Below are 18,928 nucleotides of genomic sequence, written 5' to 3'. Positions count from 1 at the left end.
CGGACGCAGGCTGCCGCCGCGCCCGGTCTTCCAGCTGCCGACTAAAACCTTGGCGTGCGCTTGTGAAAATCCCGCTCGTTGAATAGAATCGCCGCCATCACAGGCCTGGTGGAGGAGAGAGTGATGATTCTAGGCGGGTTCGATATCGTCGTTATTGCTCTCGTCGTCTTCGTCATCCTTGTGCTTTTTGCGGGCGTCAAGACGGTGCCGCAGGGCTATCGCTATACGATCGAGCGCTTCGGCCGCTATACGCGCACACTGGAGCCGGGCCTCAACATCATCACGCCATTCATCGAGCGCATAGGCGCCCGGATGAACGTGATGGAGCAGGTGCTTGACGTACCGACCCAGGAAGTCATCACCCGGGACAACGCCTCCGTGGCCGCCGATGCGGTCGCCTTCTACCAGGTCCTGAATGCCGCCCAGGCCGCCTACCAGGTCTCCAATCTCGAAAACGCCGTTCTTAATCTGACGATGACCAACATCCGCTCGGTCATGGGCTCCATGGACCTCGACGAGCTTCTGTCCAACCGCGATGCGATCAATGACCGGCTGCTGCGGGTTGTCGATGATGCCGTGCAGCCGTGGGGCATCAAGGTCACCCGTATCGAGATCAAGGACATCCGACCACCGACCGATCTCGTCGACGCCATGGCGCGGCAGATGAAGGCCGAGCGTGAGAAACGTGCCCAAATTCTGGAAGCCGAAGGTTCGCGCAACGCCCAGATCCTTCGCGCCGAAGGTGCCAAGCAATCGGCGATTCTGGAGGCGGAGGGCCAGCGTGAGGCAGCGTTTCGCGAAGCCGAAGCCCGCGAGCGTCTGGCCGAGGCCGAAGCCAAGGCGACAAGGATGGTCTCCGAGGCGATCGCCGCCGGCGACGTGCAGGCGATCAACTATTTCGTGGCGCAGAAATATACAGAGGCGCTGTCTGCCATCGGTACGGCCGGCAATTCCAAGATTGTCTTGATGCCGATGGAGGCCTCATCCATCATCGGCTCGCTGAGCGGTATTGGTGCAATCGCCAAGGAGGTCTTCGGCGACGGCAGCAGTCCGCCCTCCCCGCCGCGGCCGCGTCAAGTGCCGCCGCGCACGACTCCGCCGGTCAATCCCTTCAACCAGGCCCCGGAGCGCTGAGGCATGCTGACACGCGTCGTTGCCGAACTCGGGCCATGGACCTGGTGGATTGTCGGCCTGGCGCTGCTTGCCGCCGAAATGGTGGTGCCTGGCTTTTTCCTCGTCTGGATCGGTCTTGCCGCGCTCGCCGTCGGCATTCTGTCGCTGCTGCTTTGGAATGCCGGCTTCTGGATCTGGGAAACGCAGCTCATCCTTTTTGCCATCCTGGCGGTTGCCGCGACATTCCTTGGCCGCCGGCTGACGCTTCGCCATGATGCGACTGACGAACCCTTTCTCAATCAGCGGGGCGCAAGTCTCGTCGGCCGGACGGCTACGCTCTTGGAACCGATCGCCGAAGGCCGCGGCCGCATCCATATCGATGATACGGTCTGGCGGGTGACCGGCCCGAATCTGCCTGCCGGAACGCAGGTGAAGGTGGTCGCAAGCAACGGGCGCGATCTGACGGTCGAGCCGCTGTGATCAGGCGACGCCGATCCGCAAGAGATCGTGAAAATGCACCAGGCCGGCCGGCCTGTTATCGTCATCGATGACGATCAGCGCTCCGATCTGATGCTGCTCCAGCAATGCCAGCGCGCTGGTTGCAAGCGCCGTCGGCCTGACGGTCTTGGGCGTGCGCGTCATGATGTCGTCAACGCAAAGCTCCGACAGGTTGCGTGTCAGATTCCGTGCGATGTCGCCTTCGGTAACGATGCCGCAGAGCCGCCCATCCTCGTCCAGAACGCCGACGCAGCCGAAATGCTTGCGCGACAGCACGTGGATCGCCTCGGGCATCGGTGTCCCCTTCGCCACCAGCGGAACGCGATCGCCGGTATGCATGACGTCGCCGACATGCATCAGGCTGGCACCGAGCTTTCCGCCTGGATGGAAGACATGGAAATCCCGCGCCGTGAAGCCGCGCGCTTCAAGCAGCGCGATCGCGAGCGCATCCCCGAGGGCGAGCTGCATCAATGTCGACGTCGTTGGCGCAAGGCCGTTCGGGCAAGCTTCCTGCTCGTTCGGGATCAGCAGAACGATGTCGGATGCCGTCGCCAGCGACGAGTGTTCGCTGCAGGTGAGCGCGACCAGGGGGATCGAAAATCGGCGCGTATAGGCAATGATGCTGCGCAGTTCGGCACTTTCGCCGCCTTTGGAAATGGCAAGGACGAGATCGTCGCTCGCAATCATCCCGAGATCGCCGTGATTGGCTTCCGCGGCGTGAACGAAAAACGCAGGCGTGCCCGTCGACGCAAGGGTAGCAGCCAGTTTCGTCCCGATATGTCCACTTTTGCCGACACCCGTAACGATGACACGACCGCTGATGTTGCCGATCGTCTCCACCGCTTGAGAAAACGGCTCCGACAGACCGTCGCTCAAGGCGCGCTCAAGCGCTTCCAGTCCGCGTCTCTCCGTCCCGATCGTCCGCCTGGCGGATTCGAGCACACCGTTTTCAACAAGTCTGACTGCTTTTCTCATGGCCCTGCGTTAGCGCTTTTCACTTAAGGTGTCTACCCACGTCGCCTTTCAACCTGTGAACAGATCCTTGCGGCCGCAACGAATGATTAACCACGAGGCTTTACGTTCGGGTAACGAATTGAAGCCTGCCACGTGCGGAATCCGGATGGTCAAGGAAAGAGAGACGAGCAGTTTGACGCCGCTCCGTGCGGCGCGCTTTGCCGTGTCTTCCCTCGCCCTTTGCGCTTTGTTTCTTCCACCTCACCCGGGTTTTGCTCAGTCCGCGCAAAACAGCACCAGCAGCAGCACACCCGGCTATTCGTCTGCATCCGGCTCGCAGTCCTACGGCGGTTCGGCCAATGCACAGCAGCTGCCCGAAAATGGCGCAGTCGATGGTAGCGACTTGGCAAATCCCCCGGCCTATCAGACAAGCGGCACACCGCCCGGCTCAAACCAACAAGCCGGAACGACGATGGCAGCCGGGGCGACTGAGCAGGAACCGTCTTCCGAAACGACCGGGTCCATTCTCGATGAGGACATTCGTCGCCTGAATACCCGCGAACCGGCAATCGACGACAGAAGGGCGCCACGCAGGCTGGAGGAAAACCTCACAGGTCAGGAGACGCCGGGCATCCGCGTCGGCACTTTCGTGCTGCGTCCTTCCGTTAACCAGTCGATCAACACCGAAACGACGAAGGAAGGTGAGACAAAGGAGACGCGGTCTTTCGCCCAAACCGACGCCTACGCAACGCTGACCTCGGACTGGGCGCTCCATCAACTGATCGTCACCAGCCAGGGCACTTGGCAGCGCAATGTCAGCGGTACCGGCGAAGAACAGCCTGCTTTCGACATCGACGGCGACCTTCGCCTCGATCTGCCGGACGACACGGTCGCTCATATCAAGGGCGGATACCGGTTCTATCGGGAAGATACCGACGATCCTGACGCAATCGCCGATGCCGAGCAGCAATCGGATGTGCAGGAGTTTTCGGCAGGCGCATCCCTCGAGCGCGATTTCGGCATCCTGCGCGCGACCGCGGCACTCGACCTGACCCGGACCATCTACTCTGACGCGGTGCTTTCGAACGGCACCAGGATCTCGCTCAGCGACCGCGACCGGACCTCCGGCACGTTTTTGGCCCGTGTCGGCTATGAGCTTTCGCCGGCACTCATTCCCTTCCTCGAGGCTTCCGTCGGCAAGACTGTCTATGACGAAAGCCGTGATTCGGCGGGTTTTGCGCGCTCCGGCAACAGCTACGGCGCCAAAGCCGGCGTCGAGGTCGATCTTGGAGAAAAGTTGAAGGGTGAAGTCGGTCTCGGCTACGAAACCGCAAGCTTTGACGATAGCCGCCTCGATTCGATCGATACCGCGATCGTCGATGCAAACCTCCTCTGGTCGCCTTTGCGTGGAACCGACGTTCGTTTTGATCTGTCGACCAGCATCCAGCCCTCGACGACAGCTGGTCAGAGCGGCTACGTCTCGCACGAACTGACAACGGCGCTGACGCACCAGCTGCGCGACAACCTCCAGGCAACGGTGCTGGGTGGGGTGATTTTGCGGGACTATCCGTCCGGCGGCAGCAGCGACGAAACGGTCTATACGGCGAGCGGCGGTCTCACCTTGAACATCAACCGCTATCTCGACTTCACCAGCACGCTGGGATACGAGCTGACGACGCGCGATGTGGGCGCCGACTCGCAGCAATGGCGAGCCGGCGTCGGTCTCAAGCTGAAACGCTAGGCTCAAAGGCCTTTCAGCAGTGCCCTGAAACCGTCTTCGACGGTCGGGCGGATATCCGCACGTTCGAGTGCGAAGGCAACATTGGCAAGGATGAAACCATCCTTCGCACCGCAGTCATAGGTCGTGCCGCGGAAGTGGTAGCCTGCAAAATCCTGTTCCTTGAGCAGCTTCAGCATGCCGTCGGTCAGCTGGATTTCGTTGCCGGCGCCGCGCTCCTGCGTCTCCAGGATCTTGAATATCTCCGGCTGCAGGATGTAGCGGCCGTTGATGAAGAAGTTGGAAGGTGCCGTCCCCTTGGCAGGCTTCTCGACCATTCCGGTGATGCGGAAACCGTCGCCGATCCGTTCGCCGGCTCCCACGATGCCGTATTTATGGGCCTGATCGGGCGCACATTCCTCGACGGCGATGATGTTGCCGCCACTTTGGGAATAGAGATCGATCATGCCCTTCATGCAGCCCTTGCCTTCATTCTTCATGATCATGTCCGGCAAAAGCAGCGCGAAAGGTTCGTCACCGACGATCTCGCGGGCGCACCAAACGGCATGGCCGAGGCCGAGAGGCTCCTGCTGCCGGGTAAAGCTGACCGTGCCTGCTTTCGGAAGCTGATTGGCGAGCAGCGTCATTTCGGCCTGCTTGCTGCGTTCGCGCAGCGTCTGCTCGAGTTCGAAATGAATGTCGAAATAGTCTTCGATGATATGCTTGTTGCGGCCCGTCACGAAAACGAAGTGTTCAATGCCGGCTTCGAGCGCCTCGTCGATCACATACTGAATGATCGGTTTATCGACGACAGTCAGCATCTCCTTCGGAACGGCTTTGGTGGCCGGGAGGAAGCGTGTTCCCAAACCTGCAACCGGGAATACCGCTTTACGAACTTTTTTCTGCTGTCCCACTTAGACCTCCTAGGGGGGCTGGATCGCTTTTACACTCAAGCTATTTTAGGGTGAACTAGATTAGAATCGCTACCGTTTTGCAAAGGATGACGGGAGAAGCCGGTCATGGTAAAGAATTTGTTGACTCCGTTCCGGTAGTGTCGGGTTTGGCCGGAAACTGCAACTCCGCCGCACGTGCAACGAAGATGACGGATACGACTGCCGATGACCCAGAACCGCAAATACTCCCTTCGTGGTCTTGCTCTCGCCTTCACGGTGACCGCTTCCGCAGGTCTGGCTCCCCATAGCGCGGCGGCCGACCAGCGGTTCCAGAAGTGGATCGCGGACTTCTATCAAACTGCCGCGCAAAATGGCATCAGCAAGGCAACCTATCGGAAAGCTTTCGCAGGCGTGACCGAACCGGACCCGACGGTCCTTGAAAAGGCGAACTTTCAGCCGGAATTCACGACCAAGATTTGGGACTATGTGGACTCCCGCGTCAACCCCTATACAGCCGATATCGGCCGCAAAATGGCCACAAAGCATGCGGCGACTCTGACGGCGATAGAACGGCATTTTGGCGTCGACAAGAACATCATCCTGGCGATCTGGTCGATGGAATCGAATTACGGTGCGGTCCTCACGAAGGACGACCGGCTGCACTATGTGCCACGCGCGCTTGCAACCCTTGCCTACGCAGACGATCGCCGCGCCAAGTTCGCCAAGAAGCAGCTCGTCGCTGCGCTGAAGATCCTGCAGAACGGTGATATCTCTGCCGATGGCATGACGGGGTCCTGGGCAGGCGCCATGGGCCATACGCAGTTCATCCCGACAAGCTATCTGCTTTATGCTGTCGATGCCGACCGCAATGGTCATCGCGACATCTGGAATTCGGTGCCGGATGCGCTTGCGACCTCCGCCAACCTTCTTGCAAAGAACGGTTGGGACACCGGCAGGACCTGGGGCTACGAAGTTTCGGTTCCGACAAGCCTCGCAAAGCAGGTCGGCAAGACACATACGATCGCGCAATGGGCAGCGATGGGCGTCACCCGCCCCAGCGGCAAGGGTTTTCGGGACGGCTCGACAAGAGCCGTGCTGAAGATGCCGGCCGGCCCTGGCGGCCCTGGCTTCCTGATGACCGGGAACTTTTTCACGATCAAGAAATACAACGCTTCCGACAGCTATGCGCTCGCCGTTGGCCTGCTTGCCGATGAGATTGCCGGTTATGGTGGCATGAAACAGCGCTGGCCGCGACCGGAGGGCACGCTCGACATGAAGGAAAAATTCGAGCTGCAAAATCGCCTGAAGACGCTTGGCTATTACAACGGCGAGGTCGACGGCAATTTCGGTTCAGGTTCCAAGGCCGCGATTTCGGCGGTTCAAGAACGCCTCGGCATGCAGGCCGATGGCAAACCCTCGCTCCCGCTCCTGAATGCGCTCCGGCGCTAGAAAGGAGAAATCCGCGACATAGGTTTCATGGACAGTGGACGTGTGCGTCTTGTCCATGCGAAAATGTCGTAAGGTTTGGGGCATGACGATGCGTAGATGGGGTGACAGGCTGAAACTGGGCTCAAGGACGCTGCTTTGCGCCGCATTGGCGCTTTCCTTCGCCATCACCGCGCCCTTTGATTTTGCCGACGCGCAGGAGCGCTATTACTACCGCCGCTCGATCTTCGATTTCTTCACCGGCCGCCGCTACATCAACGAAGACTATGCTCCGCCGCCCGAGGTTCGACGCCCGCCGCAGCGTCAGCGCAAGCGGGCGCCGATCGCGCCCAAATCCCCAACCGTCGCCACTGCGCGGCCCGTGGCGCCCGTCCTTCAGGAACCGGTGGTCCAGAAACTCGCGAATGCCCAAAAGATCCTGATCGTCGGCGACTTTCTCGCAAGCGGCCTGGGCGATGGCATGACGGAAGCATTCAAGGCCTCGCCTGGCGTGATCGTAGAGGCCCGAGGCAACGTCTCTTCGGGCCTGGTGCGCGACGATTATTACGACTGGCCCGAACAACTGCCGAAGATGATGGACGAACTGAAGCCGGCGATGGTCGTCGTCATGATCGGCGCCAACGACCGGCAGCAGATGGTAATCGGCGACGCCAAGGAGAAGTTCCGCACCGACGCCTGGTATGGCGAATATCAGAAGCGTGTGCTGAACTTCGGCAAGGAAATAACGAGCCGCAAGATACCATTGCTTTGGGTCGGGCTTCCGGCTTTCGAATCGCCCTCGATGACGGCTGACGCCGTCCAGATGAACCAGCTCTATCGCAAGCAGGTGGAAAGCATCGGCGGCGAATTCGTCGACATCTGGGACGGCTTCGTGGACGTGAATGGGCAGTTCGTCGTTACCGGTTCCGACATCAATGGCCAGCAGGTGCGCCTGCGCACCTCGGACGGCATCAATCTGACGCAGGCCGGACGTCGCAAGGTCGCCTTTTATGTCGAAAAGCCGGCCCGTCGCCTTCTCGGCACGCAGGCAAGTCCCGACCTTGTGCGCCTTGACACCAGCAACCAGCCCCATCTCGGTCTGCCGTCGGACCCGGTTGCCCATACACAGCCGATCAGTCTATCCGACCCCGATCTCGATGGAGGATCTGAGCTTCTCGGCGGCGGGCTCGCTCCGGTCACTTTGGCGGATTCGCCGCGCGACATGCTCGTAGAGGACGGCAAGATGGAGCCGGCGCCGGCAGGACGCGTGGACGACTACAGCCTTCCGGCTTCGAAAACGCCCAAGCAGGTCTCGGCCAAGTAAGCTCCGGTCTTTGGCCGAGCATTTTCCGGCAAAGCCTTTCGAAAGCTCACAAGCACTGTGCATGCCTCTTCAACGGATCGGCCGCCCGCAACCTTTTGCGAGCAGCGCGTTCTGTCCGGCTTTAGGCAACGGCGATCAGCGCGGCAGAACCGTCGAGCCCATCAGCGCTTCATCGATCGCACGCGCTGCCTGGCGGCCTTCGCGGATCGCCCAGACGACCAGGGATTGGCCGCGGCGAACGTCGCCTGCCGTCCAAAGCTTGTCGACCGATGTCTTGTAGTCGCGATCGTTGGCAACGACATTGGTCGAGCCGCGGCGATCGGTGTTGAGCGTCAGCCTGCCGTCCAGCTCCCTGAGGACGCTGTCGGTGAACGGTCCGCGGAAACCGATGGCGATAAAGGCAAGATCCGCCTTGATGACGAATTCCGTACCGGCAACCGGCTTGCGGCGCTCGTCGACCTCGCAGCAGGTGACGCCTGTCAGCACGCCGTCTTCGCCGATGAACTCCAGCGTCGCGACCTGGAACTCGCGAACGGCGCCTTCCGCCTGCGACGAGGAGGTTCGCATCTTGGTTGCCCAGAACGGCCAAACGGCGAGCTTGTCTTCCTTCTCTGGCGGTTGCGGACGAATGTCGAGTTGCGTGACCTTCACAGCGCCCTGACGGAACGCCGTGCCGACGCAGTCCGAAGCGGTATCGCCGCCGCCGACGACGACCACATGCTTGGCGCCCGCCAGGATCGGATCCGACGCCCAGCCGACGCTGTCGATGTTTTCGCGGCCGACACGCTTGTTCTGCTGCACGAGATAGGGCATCGCGTCATGGACGCCGGCAAGTTCGATACCGGGAATGCCGGCCTCGCGCGGCGTTTCGGAACCGCCGCAGTAAAGCACGGCATCGTAATCGGACAGCAATTGCTCGACCTTCAAGTCGACGCCGACATTGACGCCGCAATGGAAGGTGACGCCCTCGCCCTTCATCTGCTCGACGCGGCGATCGATGAAGTTCTTCTCCATCTTGAAGTCGGGAATGCCGTAGCGCAGCAGGCCGCCGGGGCGGCTTTCGCGTTCGTAGACATGGACCTCATGGCCGGCACGGCCGAGCTGCTGGGCAGCCGCCATACCGGCGGGTCCGGAGCCGATGACCGCGACCTTCTTGCCGGTATGGACCGTTGCCGGCTGCGGGCGGATGAAACCGAGCTCGTAAGCCTTGTCGGCAATCGCCTGCTCGACCGTCTTGATCGCAACGGGCGCATCTTCGAGGTTCAGCGTGCAGGCCTCCTCGCAGGGCGCCGGGCAGACACGACCGGTGAACTCCGGGAAGTTGTTGGTCGAATGCAGGTTCTGGATCGCCGCTTCCCAATTGTTGTTGTAGACGAGGTCGTTCCAGTCCGGAATCTGGTTATGGATCGGGCAGCCGGTCGGCCCATGGCAATAGGGGATGCCACAGTCCATGCAGCGCGCGGCCTGTTTCTGCACTTCCTGGTCCGACATCGGGATCGTGAATTCGCGGAAATGCCGGATTCGATCCGACGCCGGCTGATACTTCGCTACCTGCCGGTCGATTTCCAGAAACCCTGTGACCTTACCCATATTTTCGTCCCTCATCATCTTAAAGCCCAAGACCTAAAGGTCCCCAATACCAGTAGGCCAGTCCCACGACTGCGCCCAGGGCTACGAATTCCGTTTCAAGGCCGCCGCCGGCAAAAGAGGTTCCGGCGGAAACTGCCACGGCAAGGCACACAGAGATGAAGGAATGAAGCGGCGAAAATCGATTTTTCATCATCGTTCTTTCCAGCATCCTCCATGCCGCTCGTCGAAGCAGTGGCAGATTCAGCGTCTTGGAGCACTCACTCGGCGGCGATCCCCATCCGGCTCCGCTCCATTTCCTCGAGCGCACGACGGTATTCGACCGGCATGACCTTTCGGAACTTGGGACGGTAGTCGACCCAGTTGTCCAGGATCTGCTTGGCGCGGGTGGAACCCGTGTAGTGCAGATGGTTGGAGATCAGCTGATAAAGGCGCTCCTCGTCGTGACGTGTCATGTCGCCGGAGACGTCGACGCGTCCCTTGTGCATGAGGTCGCCACCGTGATGGTGCAGCTTCTCCAGCATGTCGTCCTCTTCCGGAACCGGTTCGAGTTCGACCATCGCCATGTTGCAGCGCTTGGCGAAATCGCCGGCCTCGTCAAGAACGTAGGCGACGCCGCCGGACATGCCGGCCGCAAAGTTGCGCCCCGTTGCGCCGAGAACGACCACCACGCCGCCGGTCATGTACTCGCAGCCGTGGTCTCCCACGCCCTCGACAACGGCAATGGCGCCTGAGTTGCGCACTGCGAAGCGTTCGCCAGCGACACCGCGGAAGTAGCACTCGCCTTCAGTCGCACCGTAAAGCACTGTATTGCCGACGATGATGGAATCTTCAGCGACGATCTTCGAGTTGTCGGGGGGCCGGATGATGATCTTGCCGCCCGAAAGACCCTTGCCGACATAGTCGTTGCCGTCGCCGATGAGGGTGAAGGTGACGCCGCGTGCGAGGAAGGCACCGAACGACTGGCCGGCTGTCCCCTTGAGAGTGACGTTGATCGTATCGTCCTTGAGGCCACGGTGGTTGTAGCGCTTGGCAACCTCGCCAGAGAGCATGGCGCCCGCCGAACGGTCGACATTCCTGATATCGGCTTCGAAGGCGACCGGGGTCTTTGCCGAAAGCGCAGGCTCGGCCTTCTCGATCAGCCTGCGGTCGAGGATGTCGTCGATCGGGTGCTTCTGGCGCGAAGTCCAGTAAGTCTCTTCCTTTGCCGCATCAACCTTATGGAAGATGCGGCTGAAATCGAGCCCCTTGGCCTTCCAATGCGCCAGCATTTCGTCCTTCTCGAGCAGTTCCGAAGCGCCGATGACGTCGTCGAGCCTGGTGAAGCCGAGCGAGGCCAGGATTTCGCGCACTTCGTTGGCGACGAAGAAGAAGTAGTTGATGACGTGCTCTGGCGTGCCCTTGAAGCGCTTGCGCAGGACCGGGTCCTGCGTCGCAACCCCTACCGGACAGGTGTTGAGGTGGCACTTGCGCATCATGATGCAGCCCGCGGCAATCAGCGGCGCGGTTGCGAAGCCGAATTCGTCGGCGCCCAGCAGCGCGCCGATGATGACATCGCGGCCGGTCTTCAGGCCGCCGTCCACCTGCAGGGCGACACGCGAGCGCAGCCCGTTCAGCACCAGCGTCTGCTGGGTTTCGGCGAGGCCGATTTCCCAAGGGCTGCCGGCATGCTTCAGCGAAGTCAGCGGTGAGGCACCCGTGCCGCCGTCAAAGCCGGCAACGGTGATGTGGTCGGCGCGCGCCTTGGCAACACCGGCGGCGACTGTGCCGACGCCGACTTCCGAGACGAGCTTGACCGAGACGTCGGACGCCGGATTGACGTTCTTCAGGTCGTAGATCAGCTGCGCCAGATCTTCGATCGAATAGATGTCATGATGCGGCGGGGGCGAAATCAGCCCGACGCCGGGCGTCGAATGGCGGGTCTTGGCGACTGTCGCGTCGACCTTGTGACCCGGCAGCTGGCCACCTTCGCCGGGCTTTGCACCCTGCGCGACCTTGATCTGCAGCACGTCGGCATTGACAAGATATTCGGTCGTCACCCCGAACCGTCCCGAAGCGATCTGCTTGATCGCCGAGCGTTCCGGGTTCATCGAGCCGTCGCGCAGCGGCATGTAGCGGTCGGACTCTTCGCCGCCTTCGCCGGTGTTCGACTTGCCGCCGATCTTGTTCATGGCGATGGCGAGCGTCGTGTGCGCCTCGCGGCTGATCGAGCCGAAGGACATCGCACCCGTCGAGAAGCGCCTGACGATATCGGCTGCCGGTTCGACTTCGTCGATCGATACCGGCTTGCGGCCGAGCTGCTCGGCACTCTTGACCCTGAACAGGCCGCGGATGGTGTTCATGCGCAGCGCCGTTGTGTTGACCATTTCGGAGAATTCGCGGTAGCGATCCTCGGCATTGCCGCGAACGGCATGCTGGAGGGCTGCAACGGCGTCCGGCGTCCAGGCATGGCTTTCGCCACGCATTCGAAAAGCATATTCGCCGCCGATGTCGAGCGTGCTTGCAAGCAACGGATCGCGGCCGAAGGCGGCGGTATGGCGAGCGACGGTTTCCCTGGCGATCTCTTCCAGGCCGACGCCTTCGATCATCGTTGCCGTGCCGAAGAAATATTTGTCGACGAATTCCGACTGCAGTCCGATTGCGTCGAAGATCTGCGCACCGCAATAGGATTGATAGGTCGAAATCCCCATCTTCGACATCACCTTGAGGATGCCCTTGCCGACCGCCTTGATGTAGCGGTAGACGATTTCACTGGCGTCCACTTCCTTGGGAAACTCGCCCTTGGCATGCATGTCGAGCAGTGTGTCGAAGGCAAGGTACGGATTGATCGCTTCAGCGCCATAGCCAGCGAGCAGGCAGAAGTGATGCACCTCGCGCGGCTCGCCGGTTTCGACGACAAGACCGACGGACGTCCGAAGCCCCTTGCGGATCAGGTGATGGTGGACGGCAGCAGTGGCCAGCAGCGCCGGGATCGCGATGCGATCTGGCCCGATCTGGCGGTCGGAGAGCACGATGATGTTGTAGCCACCCTTGACTGCCGCTTCGGCACGCTCGCAGAGACGATCGAGCATATCCGGCATGCCTTCGGCACCACGCTCGACATCATAGGTGAAGTCGAGCGTCTTGGTATCGAAACGGTCTTCCGTGTGACCGATCGATCGGATCTTTTCGAGATCGCCGTTGGTCAGGATCGGCTGGCGCACCTCGAGGCGCTTGGCGTTTGCCATGCCGGTATGGTCGAGAATGTTCGGCCGCGGCCCGATGAAGGAAACCAGGCTCATGACGAGCTCTTCGCGGATCGGATCGATCGGAGGGTTTGTCACTTGGGCGAAGTTCTGCTTGAAGTAGGTGTAGAGCAGCTTCGACTTGTCGGACATCGCAGAAATCGGCGTATCCGTGCCCATCGAACCGATCGCTTCTTGACCCGTCGTCGCCATCGGCGACATCAGGAGTCTTGTGTCTTCGGTGGTGTAGCCGAAGGCCTGCTGGCGGTTGAGCAGCGAGACGTCGCGGCGCAGCGCACGCGGTTCGACCGGCTTCAGGTCTTCCAGGATGAGCTGAGTACGGTCGAGCCAGCTGCGATAGGGATGCTGGGTCGCAAGCTGCGACTTCACTTCGTCATCCGAGATGATGCGCCCTTCTTCCATATCGATCAGCAGCATCTTGCCGGGCTGCAGGCGCCACTTCTGGACGATGTTTTCTTCCGGAACCGGCAGCACACCGGCTTCCGACGCCATGATGACACGATCGTCATTGGTGACGAGATAGCGCGCCGGACGCAGGCCGTTTCGGTCGAGCGTCGCGCCGATCTGCTTGCCGTCGGTGAAGGCCACGGCAGCCGGTCCGTCCCATGGTTCCATCAAGGCAGCGTGGTATTCGTAGAATGCCTTGCGCTCAGCGGCCATCGACTGGTTGCCGGCCCAGGCTTCCGGGATAAGCATCATCACCGCATGCGACAACGAATAGCCGCCGCGCACGAGGAATTCGAGCGCGTTATCGAAGCAGGCTGTGTCCGACTGACCTTCGTAGGAGATCGGCCAGAGCTTGGAAATGTCTTCGCCGAAGAGCGGCGAAGACACCGACGCCTGACGCGCCGCCATCCAGTTGACGTTGCCGCGCAGCGTGTTGATTTCGCCGTTGTGGGCAACCATGCGATAGGGATGGGCCAGTTTCCAGGACGGGAAGGTGTTGGTCGAGAACCGCTGGTGTACGAGGGCAACTGCGCTTTCGAACCGCGGGTCCGACAAGTCCTTGTAGTAGGCGCCGACCTGATAGGCGAGGAACATCCCCTTGTAGACGACGGTAGATGACGAGAGCGACACCGGATAGAAGTTGCTCTCCTCGCCTTCGAATTCGTCATAGATGCGGTTGGAGATCACCTTGCGGAGCGTGAAGAGGCGGCGCTCGAACTCGTCGTTCGTCGCGGCATCCTCGCCGGCACCGATGAAGACCTGAACATGATGCGGTTCCGTGGCGGCGATATCCGGCGCCTTGGAAAGCGACGAGTTGTCGACCGGTACGTCGCGGAAGCCGAGGAAGACCTGGCCTTCCTCGGTGATCACGTCCTGGATCACCTTCTTGAAGTGCTCGATCTGCTGTTCGTCGCGCGGCATGAAGATATGGCCCATGCCGTATTCACCGGCCTTGGGCAGGATGACGCCCTGCTTCGCCATTTCCTCGCGGAAGAAACGATCGGGAATCTGCACGAGAATACCGGCGCCATCGCCCATCAGCGGGTCAGCACCGACGGCACCGCGATGCGTCAGGTTTTCAAGAATGAAAAGGCCGTCCTTGACGATCTGGTGCGACTTCTGGCCCTTCATATGCGCGACGAAGCCGACGCCGCAGGCGTCATGTTCGTTGCGCGGATCGTACAGACCTTGTTTTCGCGGCAAACCGGAGGCGGATTTACGCGTATTGGCCGTTGCGCGCACGTGTGCTGCTGCAAACTGGTCAAAACCCGTGGATGGCGTCTTCGTCATCTTTCCCTCCTGTCAAAGCCCGCGAGTGGGCGTCTCCTTGTCGCGCGCCGTCCCTTGAAAAGGGGTTCGGCGCGTGACAGCGCTGTTGCATTGTCGAAGATCCGGTCGCGTTGGCCCGCCAAAAGCGAGCCGTTGCGCTCCGCGCCTGCCAGTCGCCGCCGCGCGGCCTTGGCTGCGCTCGGGTGGACTATAGCGTGAAACCCTGCAAAGGTCAGGGCTTTCGGCGCCTCTTCGGCCGTTTAGGCCAAAATAGGACAGCAACACTGTCCTAATTCATCAGTTCTATGCCAGAAACCTATGCGCTCCGCAAGAGCGCGCGTTTAAAAAACCTCGTTTTGCGACGGAAGATTGCCAGATTGGCGAAAATGGCGAAATTAAATTACACCGCGCCACGCTATTTTGTTTATTGATTGCGCAGTTCAATATTTGTGATGCATTGCGACGCAGATGTTTGACGGCGTGAAGCTTTGGCGTAATGTCCCTGCCGAACCTGCCAACCCCCCGCATTCCCCAACGGTCCTTCCATGTATTTTGCTTCCGACAACTGGGCTGGCGCCCATCAATCGATTGCCCAACGCCTGCTCGAGGCTTCCGCGGGGTTCGCGTCCGCATACGGCACCAGCGACCTCGACAGGAAAGTCGAGGCACGCTTTTGCGAGGTCTTCGAGCGTAACGTCGCCGTCTTCTTTGTCGCGACCGGAACGGCTGCGAATTCGCTTTCGCTCGCCAGCGTCCAGCGCCCCGGCGGCGTCACCTTCTGTCATTCGGAAGCCCACGTCATCGAGGACGAATGTGGCGCACCGGAATTTTTCTCCGACTCCGCTCGCCTTGTCGCCGTTGCCGGGGACTCCGGCAAGATCGATCCAGCAAAGCTTTCGGCGAAGATTGCAAGCTTCCCCGAGGATGCCGTGCACCATGGCCGCGCCAGCGCCATCACCATCACCCAGGCAACCGAAATCGGCACGGTCTACTCGTTGCCGGAAATCGGCGAGATTTCAGCCATCGCAAGAAAGAGGAGCCTTGCCCTTCACATGGATGGAGCACGTTTTGCCAACGCGCTCGTTGCGCTCGGCGCAACGCCTGCCGAAATGACATGGAAACGCGGGGTGGACATGCTTTCCTTCGGCGGCACCAAGAACGGCTGCTGGTGCGCCGAGGCGATTGTCTTCTTCAATCCGGACGAGGCAAAAGAGATGCCATTTATCCGCAAGCGTGCGGCACAGCTCTTTTCCAAGTCGCGCTTCATCGCCGCCCAGTTCGATGCCTATTTCGACAATGGTCTCTGGCTCGATCTTGCCCGCCACGCAAACGACATGGCCGACGGCCTTCGTGCCGGCATCGGCGCTAGCAATTGCGCCAGGCTCGCCTGGCCCACTGCCTCCAACGAAGTCTTCGCCGTCATCACCAAGAGCGCGGCAAGGACTGCTGAAAAAAGGGGGGCAGCGTTCTACGAGTGGTCGATTCCGGCCGCAACGCCTGACCTCGTCGACGACAACGAGACGCTGATCCGCCTCGTCACCAGCTTCGCCACGACAAAAGCCGATGTCGACGGCTTCCTGAAGTGTCTGGCGGCATAAAGCTCGGTAGCACCTAGTTCTGATGGCCATAGACGGCGGATTGCGGGGCACCCTCATCCGTCTTTTCCGCCTCGTGTCCAATCACCAGGATCATCATTACACAGGCCACCAGCCCGGAAACGAAGAGTACGCCATACATCATCGGTCCGTCCTTTCTTGCCCCGAACGACGACCATATTGGTTCCTAACGTAGGAGCCGTAATATCAACAAATAGCTAAGCGACAAGGTTGAAAGGGGCTTAAGACGGTAAGCAGCCGGTTAACCTTCCGTCCGGCGAACGCATGGGACCCTTATCTTATGGAACTTGGTGGGCACTCAACCGTTTATAAGCGAAAGGTGAAGTGCCATGAAAAAAATAGCAGTCGTTCTTGTGTCGCTCGTGACTGCCTTGACCAGCGTACCACCTGCCGAGGCGTTTCCTGCGATCAATCTGGAAAAGCCGAAAGTCGCATCGAACATAGAGCAGATTGGGGATCGCGACTGGAGCGGATGGAGCAATTTTGCCAGACGCCGGTATATCAAGAGCTGGCGCAACAATCGCGGCGGATACTATGGCGGCAATCGTGGTTATCGCTACAACAGATATTATGGTCGCCGGTACCACGATTATGACAATGACAACGACGCGGCCGCAATTATCGGCGGATTGGCGCTCGGTGCGATCGTCGGCGGCGCCCTGGCTCAGCCCTACTATGGCGCACCGTCCTCCTATGCTTATGGCGGCAACGGTCATACGAGCTGGTGCTACAGCCGATATCGCTCCTATAGGGCCTGGGACAATACGTTCCAACCCTATTACGGGCCGCGCCGGCAGTGCGTTTCGCCCTATTGATCGGCAAGCAACCGAAACCCGCCGTCTGGCGGGTTTCTATTATGCGGCCGATCGCAAACCCCGCACCTTTCCAACAATGTCCTCCGAAAGCGCCGACACCAGTGCCTGATCGGCGCCCTTGCGCGGCACCAGCACGAATTCCACATCCTCCAGCAGCGGCAGCCCTGCCGTGCCGATTTCTTTCAAACCCGAGGGGGCCATGCTGCGGGGCTGCACCAGGACTCCCATTCCGGCCCGCGCTGCGGCCGTAAGCCCGCTCAGGCTGCCGCAGGTACAGACGATCCGCCAGGGCACCTGCATCCGGCTGAGGGCCTCCAGTGCAATGCTGCGCGTCACGCTTGGCGGCGGGAAGGCGATCAACGGCAATGGCTCCTGGGCAAGCACATGTTCCGGATCGCGCGCCAGCCAGACCAGCGGCTCGCGATAGACGAGTCGGCCACGGGCATCGCCGAGCCGGCGCTTGGCAAGCACCAGATCGATCTCGCCATTGTCCTGCATCTCGTAAAGCGCACCCGATAACGCGACCGTCAACTCGAGGTCGACCGACGGATGCGACCGCACGAAATCCTCCAGCACGGCCGGAAGCTGGCTGGTCACGAAATCTTCCGAGACGCCGAGGCGGAGGCGGCCGCGCAGACTGTTTTCCTTGAAAAGCGACCGAACCTGCCCTTCGATGGAAAGCATCATGCGCGCATGCGAAAGCAGCGCCTCGCCATCTGCGGTGAGCACGACCTGGTGGGTGTCGCGCGCCAGTAGCTTTCGCCCAAGTGACGTTTCCAGCCGCTGGACGTGCTGGCTGACGGTAGACTGACCGAGCCCCAAACGCTCTGCGGCGAGCGTGAAACTGCCCATCTGCTCGACGGCAACGAAGCTGCGCAATTGCGTAAGATCAAGCATGATGTATCCCGGTTCGCGATAACTGTTATTCCTTGCATCCTGATTCATAATAGAGGACAAGACAACTGTCTTTCTGAGAATTCCGAGAATGCACCATGCGCCGCTTCCTTCCCGATACCTTCACGATCCTGCTCGTCTCTACCGTCATTCTTGCCTCGTTGCTTCCGGCAAGCGGCGTGTTCGCAGATTATTTCGGCCTCGCCACCGGTCTTGCCATCGCGTTGCTCTTCTTCCTGCATGGCGCCCGGCTATCCAGCGATGTCGTCGTTGCGGGCATCCTGCACTGGCGACTGCACCTCGTCATTCTTGCGACGACGTTCGCCGTATTCCCGCTGCTCGGCATGGCGCTCGGCCTCATACCGGATTGGATCCTGCCCCAGCCCCTTTATCTCGGCATCCTTTTCTTGTGCGTCCTGCCGTCCACGGTGCAATCCTCCATCGCCTTCACCTCGATTGCCGGCGGCAATGTGCCCGCCGCCATCTGCTCGGCCTCCGCTTCCAACATCTTCGGCATGTTCCTGACGCCGCTGCTCGTCGGCCTGCTCTTTTCCGTCGGCGGCCATGGCGGCTTTTCCTGGGATGCGCTGGAGAAGATCCTGCTGCAATTGCTTGCTCCCTTCGTGGCCGGGCAGTTCCTGCAGCCCTTTATCGGCGGCTGGATCCGCGCGAAGAAGAAAATCCTGATGCCGGTCGATCGCGGATCGATCCTGATGGTTGTCTATCTCGCCTTCAGCGCCGCAGTCGTCGAGGGACTGTGGCAGACTTTTTCGGTAAGAGACATCGCGGTCGTCGTCGTGCTCGACATGTTGCTGCTCGCGATCGTCCTGCTGCTCACGATGCATGGCAGCCGCCTTGTCGGCTTCAACAAGGCCGACGAGATTACCATCACTTTCTGCGGCTCGAAAAAGAGCCTGGCAAGTGGCGTGCCGATGGCAAGCGTCATCTTCGCCGGCCAGTCGATCGGCGCCATCGTTCTGCCGCTGATGCTCTTCCACCAGATCCAGCTGATGGTCTGCGCGGTGATCGCGCAAAAATATGCCGCAGCGGCTGCGCATCGGATAACAAAAGAGGAAGCCGAAGAGGCTGCAAGCCCAGCCTGATCTGCAGCCGACAAAAAAGCGGCGCCCA

At 60.6% G+C, this 18,928-nt stretch carries 15 protein-coding genes; 8 read left to right on the top strand and 7 right to left on the bottom strand.

The window, feature by feature from the left end:
* Positions 1–123: 123 nt before the first annotated feature.
* Together EV130_RS22685 and EV130_RS22680 are read left to right on the top strand one after the other, a co-directional pair.
* Positions 124–1,134, top strand: coding sequence for an SPFH domain-containing protein (locus tag EV130_RS22685; protein ID WP_074062449.1), 1,011 nt, complete (start codon positions 124–126; stop codon positions 1,132–1,134).
* A gap of 3 nt (positions 1,135–1,137) precedes the next feature.
* Positions 1,138–1,593, top strand: coding sequence for an NfeD family protein (locus EV130_RS22680; protein ID WP_074062450.1), 456 nt, complete (start codon positions 1,138–1,140; stop codon positions 1,591–1,593).
* On the opposite strand, the gene EV130_RS22675 is transcribed toward EV130_RS22680, so the two are convergent.
* Positions 1,594–2,586, bottom strand: a complete 993-nt coding sequence (locus EV130_RS22675; protein WP_074062451.1) for a KpsF/GutQ family sugar-phosphate isomerase — start codon at positions 2,584–2,586, stop codon at positions 1,594–1,596.
* 145 nt (positions 2,587–2,731) lie between these two features.
* Here EV130_RS22675 and EV130_RS22670 point away from each other — a divergent pair, with 145 nt between their 5' ends.
* On the top strand, positions 2,732–4,306 hold the full coding sequence (locus EV130_RS22670) for an outer membrane beta-barrel protein (protein ID WP_074062452.1): 1,575 nt from the start codon (positions 2,732–2,734) through the stop codon (positions 4,304–4,306).
* 2 nt (positions 4,307–4,308) lie between these two features.
* Here EV130_RS22670 and galU read toward each other — a convergent pair whose 3' ends face one another.
* Entirely contained in the window at positions 4,309–5,196 is an 888-nt protein-coding gene (galU, locus tag EV130_RS22665; protein WP_074062453.1) for a UTP--glucose-1-phosphate uridylyltransferase GalU, read from the bottom strand.
* 204 nt (positions 5,197–5,400) lie between these two features.
* Here galU and EV130_RS22660 point away from each other — a divergent pair, with 204 nt between their 5' ends.
* Both EV130_RS22660 and EV130_RS22655 read left to right on the top strand, forming a co-directional pair.
* Positions 5,401–6,624 (top strand): lytic murein transglycosylase, encoded by a 1,224-nt coding sequence (locus tag EV130_RS22660; protein WP_132661494.1) that lies wholly within the window; start codon positions 5,401–5,403, stop codon positions 6,622–6,624.
* A gap of 88 nt (positions 6,625–6,712) precedes the next feature.
* On the top strand, positions 6,713–7,924 hold the full coding sequence (locus tag EV130_RS22655) for an SGNH/GDSL hydrolase family protein (RefSeq protein ID WP_074063321.1): 1,212 nt from the start codon (positions 6,713–6,715) through the stop codon (positions 7,922–7,924).
* A 135-nt stretch (positions 7,925–8,059) separates the two neighbouring features.
* Here EV130_RS22655 and EV130_RS22650 read toward each other — a convergent pair whose 3' ends face one another.
* The 3 genes from EV130_RS22650 to gltB all read right to left on the bottom strand — a co-directional run bounded on the left by EV130_RS22650 (position 8,060) and on the right by gltB (position 14,493).
* Complete coding sequence (locus tag EV130_RS22650; RefSeq protein WP_074062455.1) at positions 8,060–9,514, bottom strand: glutamate synthase subunit beta; 1,455 nt, start codon at positions 9,512–9,514, stop codon at positions 8,060–8,062.
* Between the two features lie 19 nt (positions 9,515–9,533).
* Positions 9,534–9,707 carry a hypothetical protein gene (locus EV130_RS32665; protein WP_165918557.1) on the bottom strand — a complete coding sequence of 58 codons (174 nt, stop codon included), beginning with the start codon at positions 9,705–9,707 and terminating at the stop codon, positions 9,534–9,536.
* A gap of 64 nt (positions 9,708–9,771) precedes the next feature.
* A complete protein-coding gene (gene gltB, locus EV130_RS22645; protein WP_074062456.1) occupies positions 9,772–14,493 on the bottom strand; it encodes a glutamate synthase large subunit in 4,722 nt (1,573 codons plus the stop codon).
* A gap of 524 nt (positions 14,494–15,017) precedes the next feature.
* Here gltB and EV130_RS22640 point away from each other — a divergent pair.
* Positions 15,018–16,070, top strand: a complete 1,053-nt coding sequence (locus EV130_RS22640) for a threonine aldolase family protein (RefSeq protein WP_074062457.1) — start codon at positions 15,018–15,020, stop codon at positions 16,068–16,070.
* Between the two features lie 13 nt (positions 16,071–16,083).
* On the opposite strand, the gene EV130_RS33870 is transcribed toward EV130_RS22640, so the two are convergent.
* The gene (locus EV130_RS33870) at positions 16,084–16,212 is read right to left on the bottom strand and encodes a hypothetical protein (protein WP_257788689.1); all 129 of its coding nucleotides are present in this window, start codon (positions 16,210–16,212) and stop codon (positions 16,084–16,086) included.
* A gap of 205 nt (positions 16,213–16,417) precedes the next feature.
* Between EV130_RS33870 and EV130_RS22635 the strand changes: the two genes are divergently transcribed.
* The gene (locus tag EV130_RS22635; RefSeq protein ID WP_074062458.1) at positions 16,418–16,903 is read left to right on the top strand and encodes a BA14K family protein; all 486 of its coding nucleotides are present in this window, start codon (positions 16,418–16,420) and stop codon (positions 16,901–16,903) included.
* Between the two features lie 39 nt (positions 16,904–16,942).
* On the opposite strand, the gene EV130_RS22630 is transcribed toward EV130_RS22635, so the two are convergent.
* Complete coding sequence (locus EV130_RS22630) at positions 16,943–17,800, bottom strand: LysR substrate-binding domain-containing protein (RefSeq protein ID WP_132661491.1); 858 nt, start codon at positions 17,798–17,800, stop codon at positions 16,943–16,945.
* A gap of 95 nt (positions 17,801–17,895) precedes the next feature.
* On the opposite strand from EV130_RS22630, the gene EV130_RS22625 reads away from it, so the two are divergent.
* Positions 17,896–18,900, top strand: coding sequence for a bile acid:sodium symporter family protein (locus EV130_RS22625; RefSeq protein WP_132661488.1), 1,005 nt, complete (start codon positions 17,896–17,898; stop codon positions 18,898–18,900).
* Positions 18,901–18,928 lie beyond the last annotated feature (28 nt).

Origin of the sequence: Rhizobium azibense (assembly GCF_004342325.1) — a bacterium.
GTDB lineage: Bacteria > Pseudomonadota > Alphaproteobacteria > Rhizobiales > Rhizobiaceae > Rhizobium > Rhizobium etli_B.
This window is presented reverse-complemented; position numbering and strand designations above follow the sequence as displayed.

Coding starts and splice junctions, on each gene's coding strand:
- EV130_RS22670 (WP_074062452.1), top strand. CDS start 2,732: ATGGTCAAGGAAAGAGAGACGAGCAGTTTGACGCCGCTCCGTGCGGCG.
- EV130_RS22680 (WP_074062450.1), top strand. CDS start 1,138: ATGCTGACACGCGTCGTTGCCGAACTCGGGCCATGGACCTGGTGGATT.
- EV130_RS22635 (WP_074062458.1), top strand. CDS start 16,418: ATGAAAAAAATAGCAGTCGTTCTTGTGTCGCTCGTGACTGCCTTGACC.
- EV130_RS22640 (WP_074062457.1), top strand. CDS start 15,018: ATGTATTTTGCTTCCGACAACTGGGCTGGCGCCCATCAATCGATTGCC.
- EV130_RS22630 (WP_132661491.1), bottom strand. CDS start 17,800: ATGCTTGATCTTACGCAATTGCGCAGCTTCGTTGCCGTCGAGCAGATG.
- gltB (WP_074062456.1), bottom strand. CDS start 14,493: ATGACGAAGACGCCATCCACGGGTTTTGACCAGTTTGCAGCAGCACAC.
- EV130_RS32665 (WP_165918557.1), bottom strand. CDS start 9,707: ATGATGAAAAATCGATTTTCGCCGCTTCATTCCTTCATCTCTGTGTGC.
- EV130_RS33870 (WP_257788689.1), bottom strand. CDS start 16,212: ATGATGTATGGCGTACTCTTCGTTTCCGGGCTGGTGGCCTGTGTAATG.
- EV130_RS22625 (WP_132661488.1), top strand. CDS start 17,896: ATGCGCCGCTTCCTTCCCGATACCTTCACGATCCTGCTCGTCTCTACC.
- EV130_RS22675 (WP_074062451.1), bottom strand. CDS start 2,586: ATGAGAAAAGCAGTCAGACTTGTTGAAAACGGTGTGCTCGAATCCGCC.
- EV130_RS22685 (WP_074062449.1), top strand. CDS start 124: ATGATTCTAGGCGGGTTCGATATCGTCGTTATTGCTCTCGTCGTCTTC.
- EV130_RS22655 (WP_074063321.1), top strand. CDS start 6,713: ATGCGTAGATGGGGTGACAGGCTGAAACTGGGCTCAAGGACGCTGCTT.
- EV130_RS22660 (WP_132661494.1), top strand. CDS start 5,401: ATGACCCAGAACCGCAAATACTCCCTTCGTGGTCTTGCTCTCGCCTTC.
- EV130_RS22650 (WP_074062455.1), bottom strand. CDS start 9,514: ATGGGTAAGGTCACAGGGTTTCTGGAAATCGACCGGCAGGTAGCGAAG.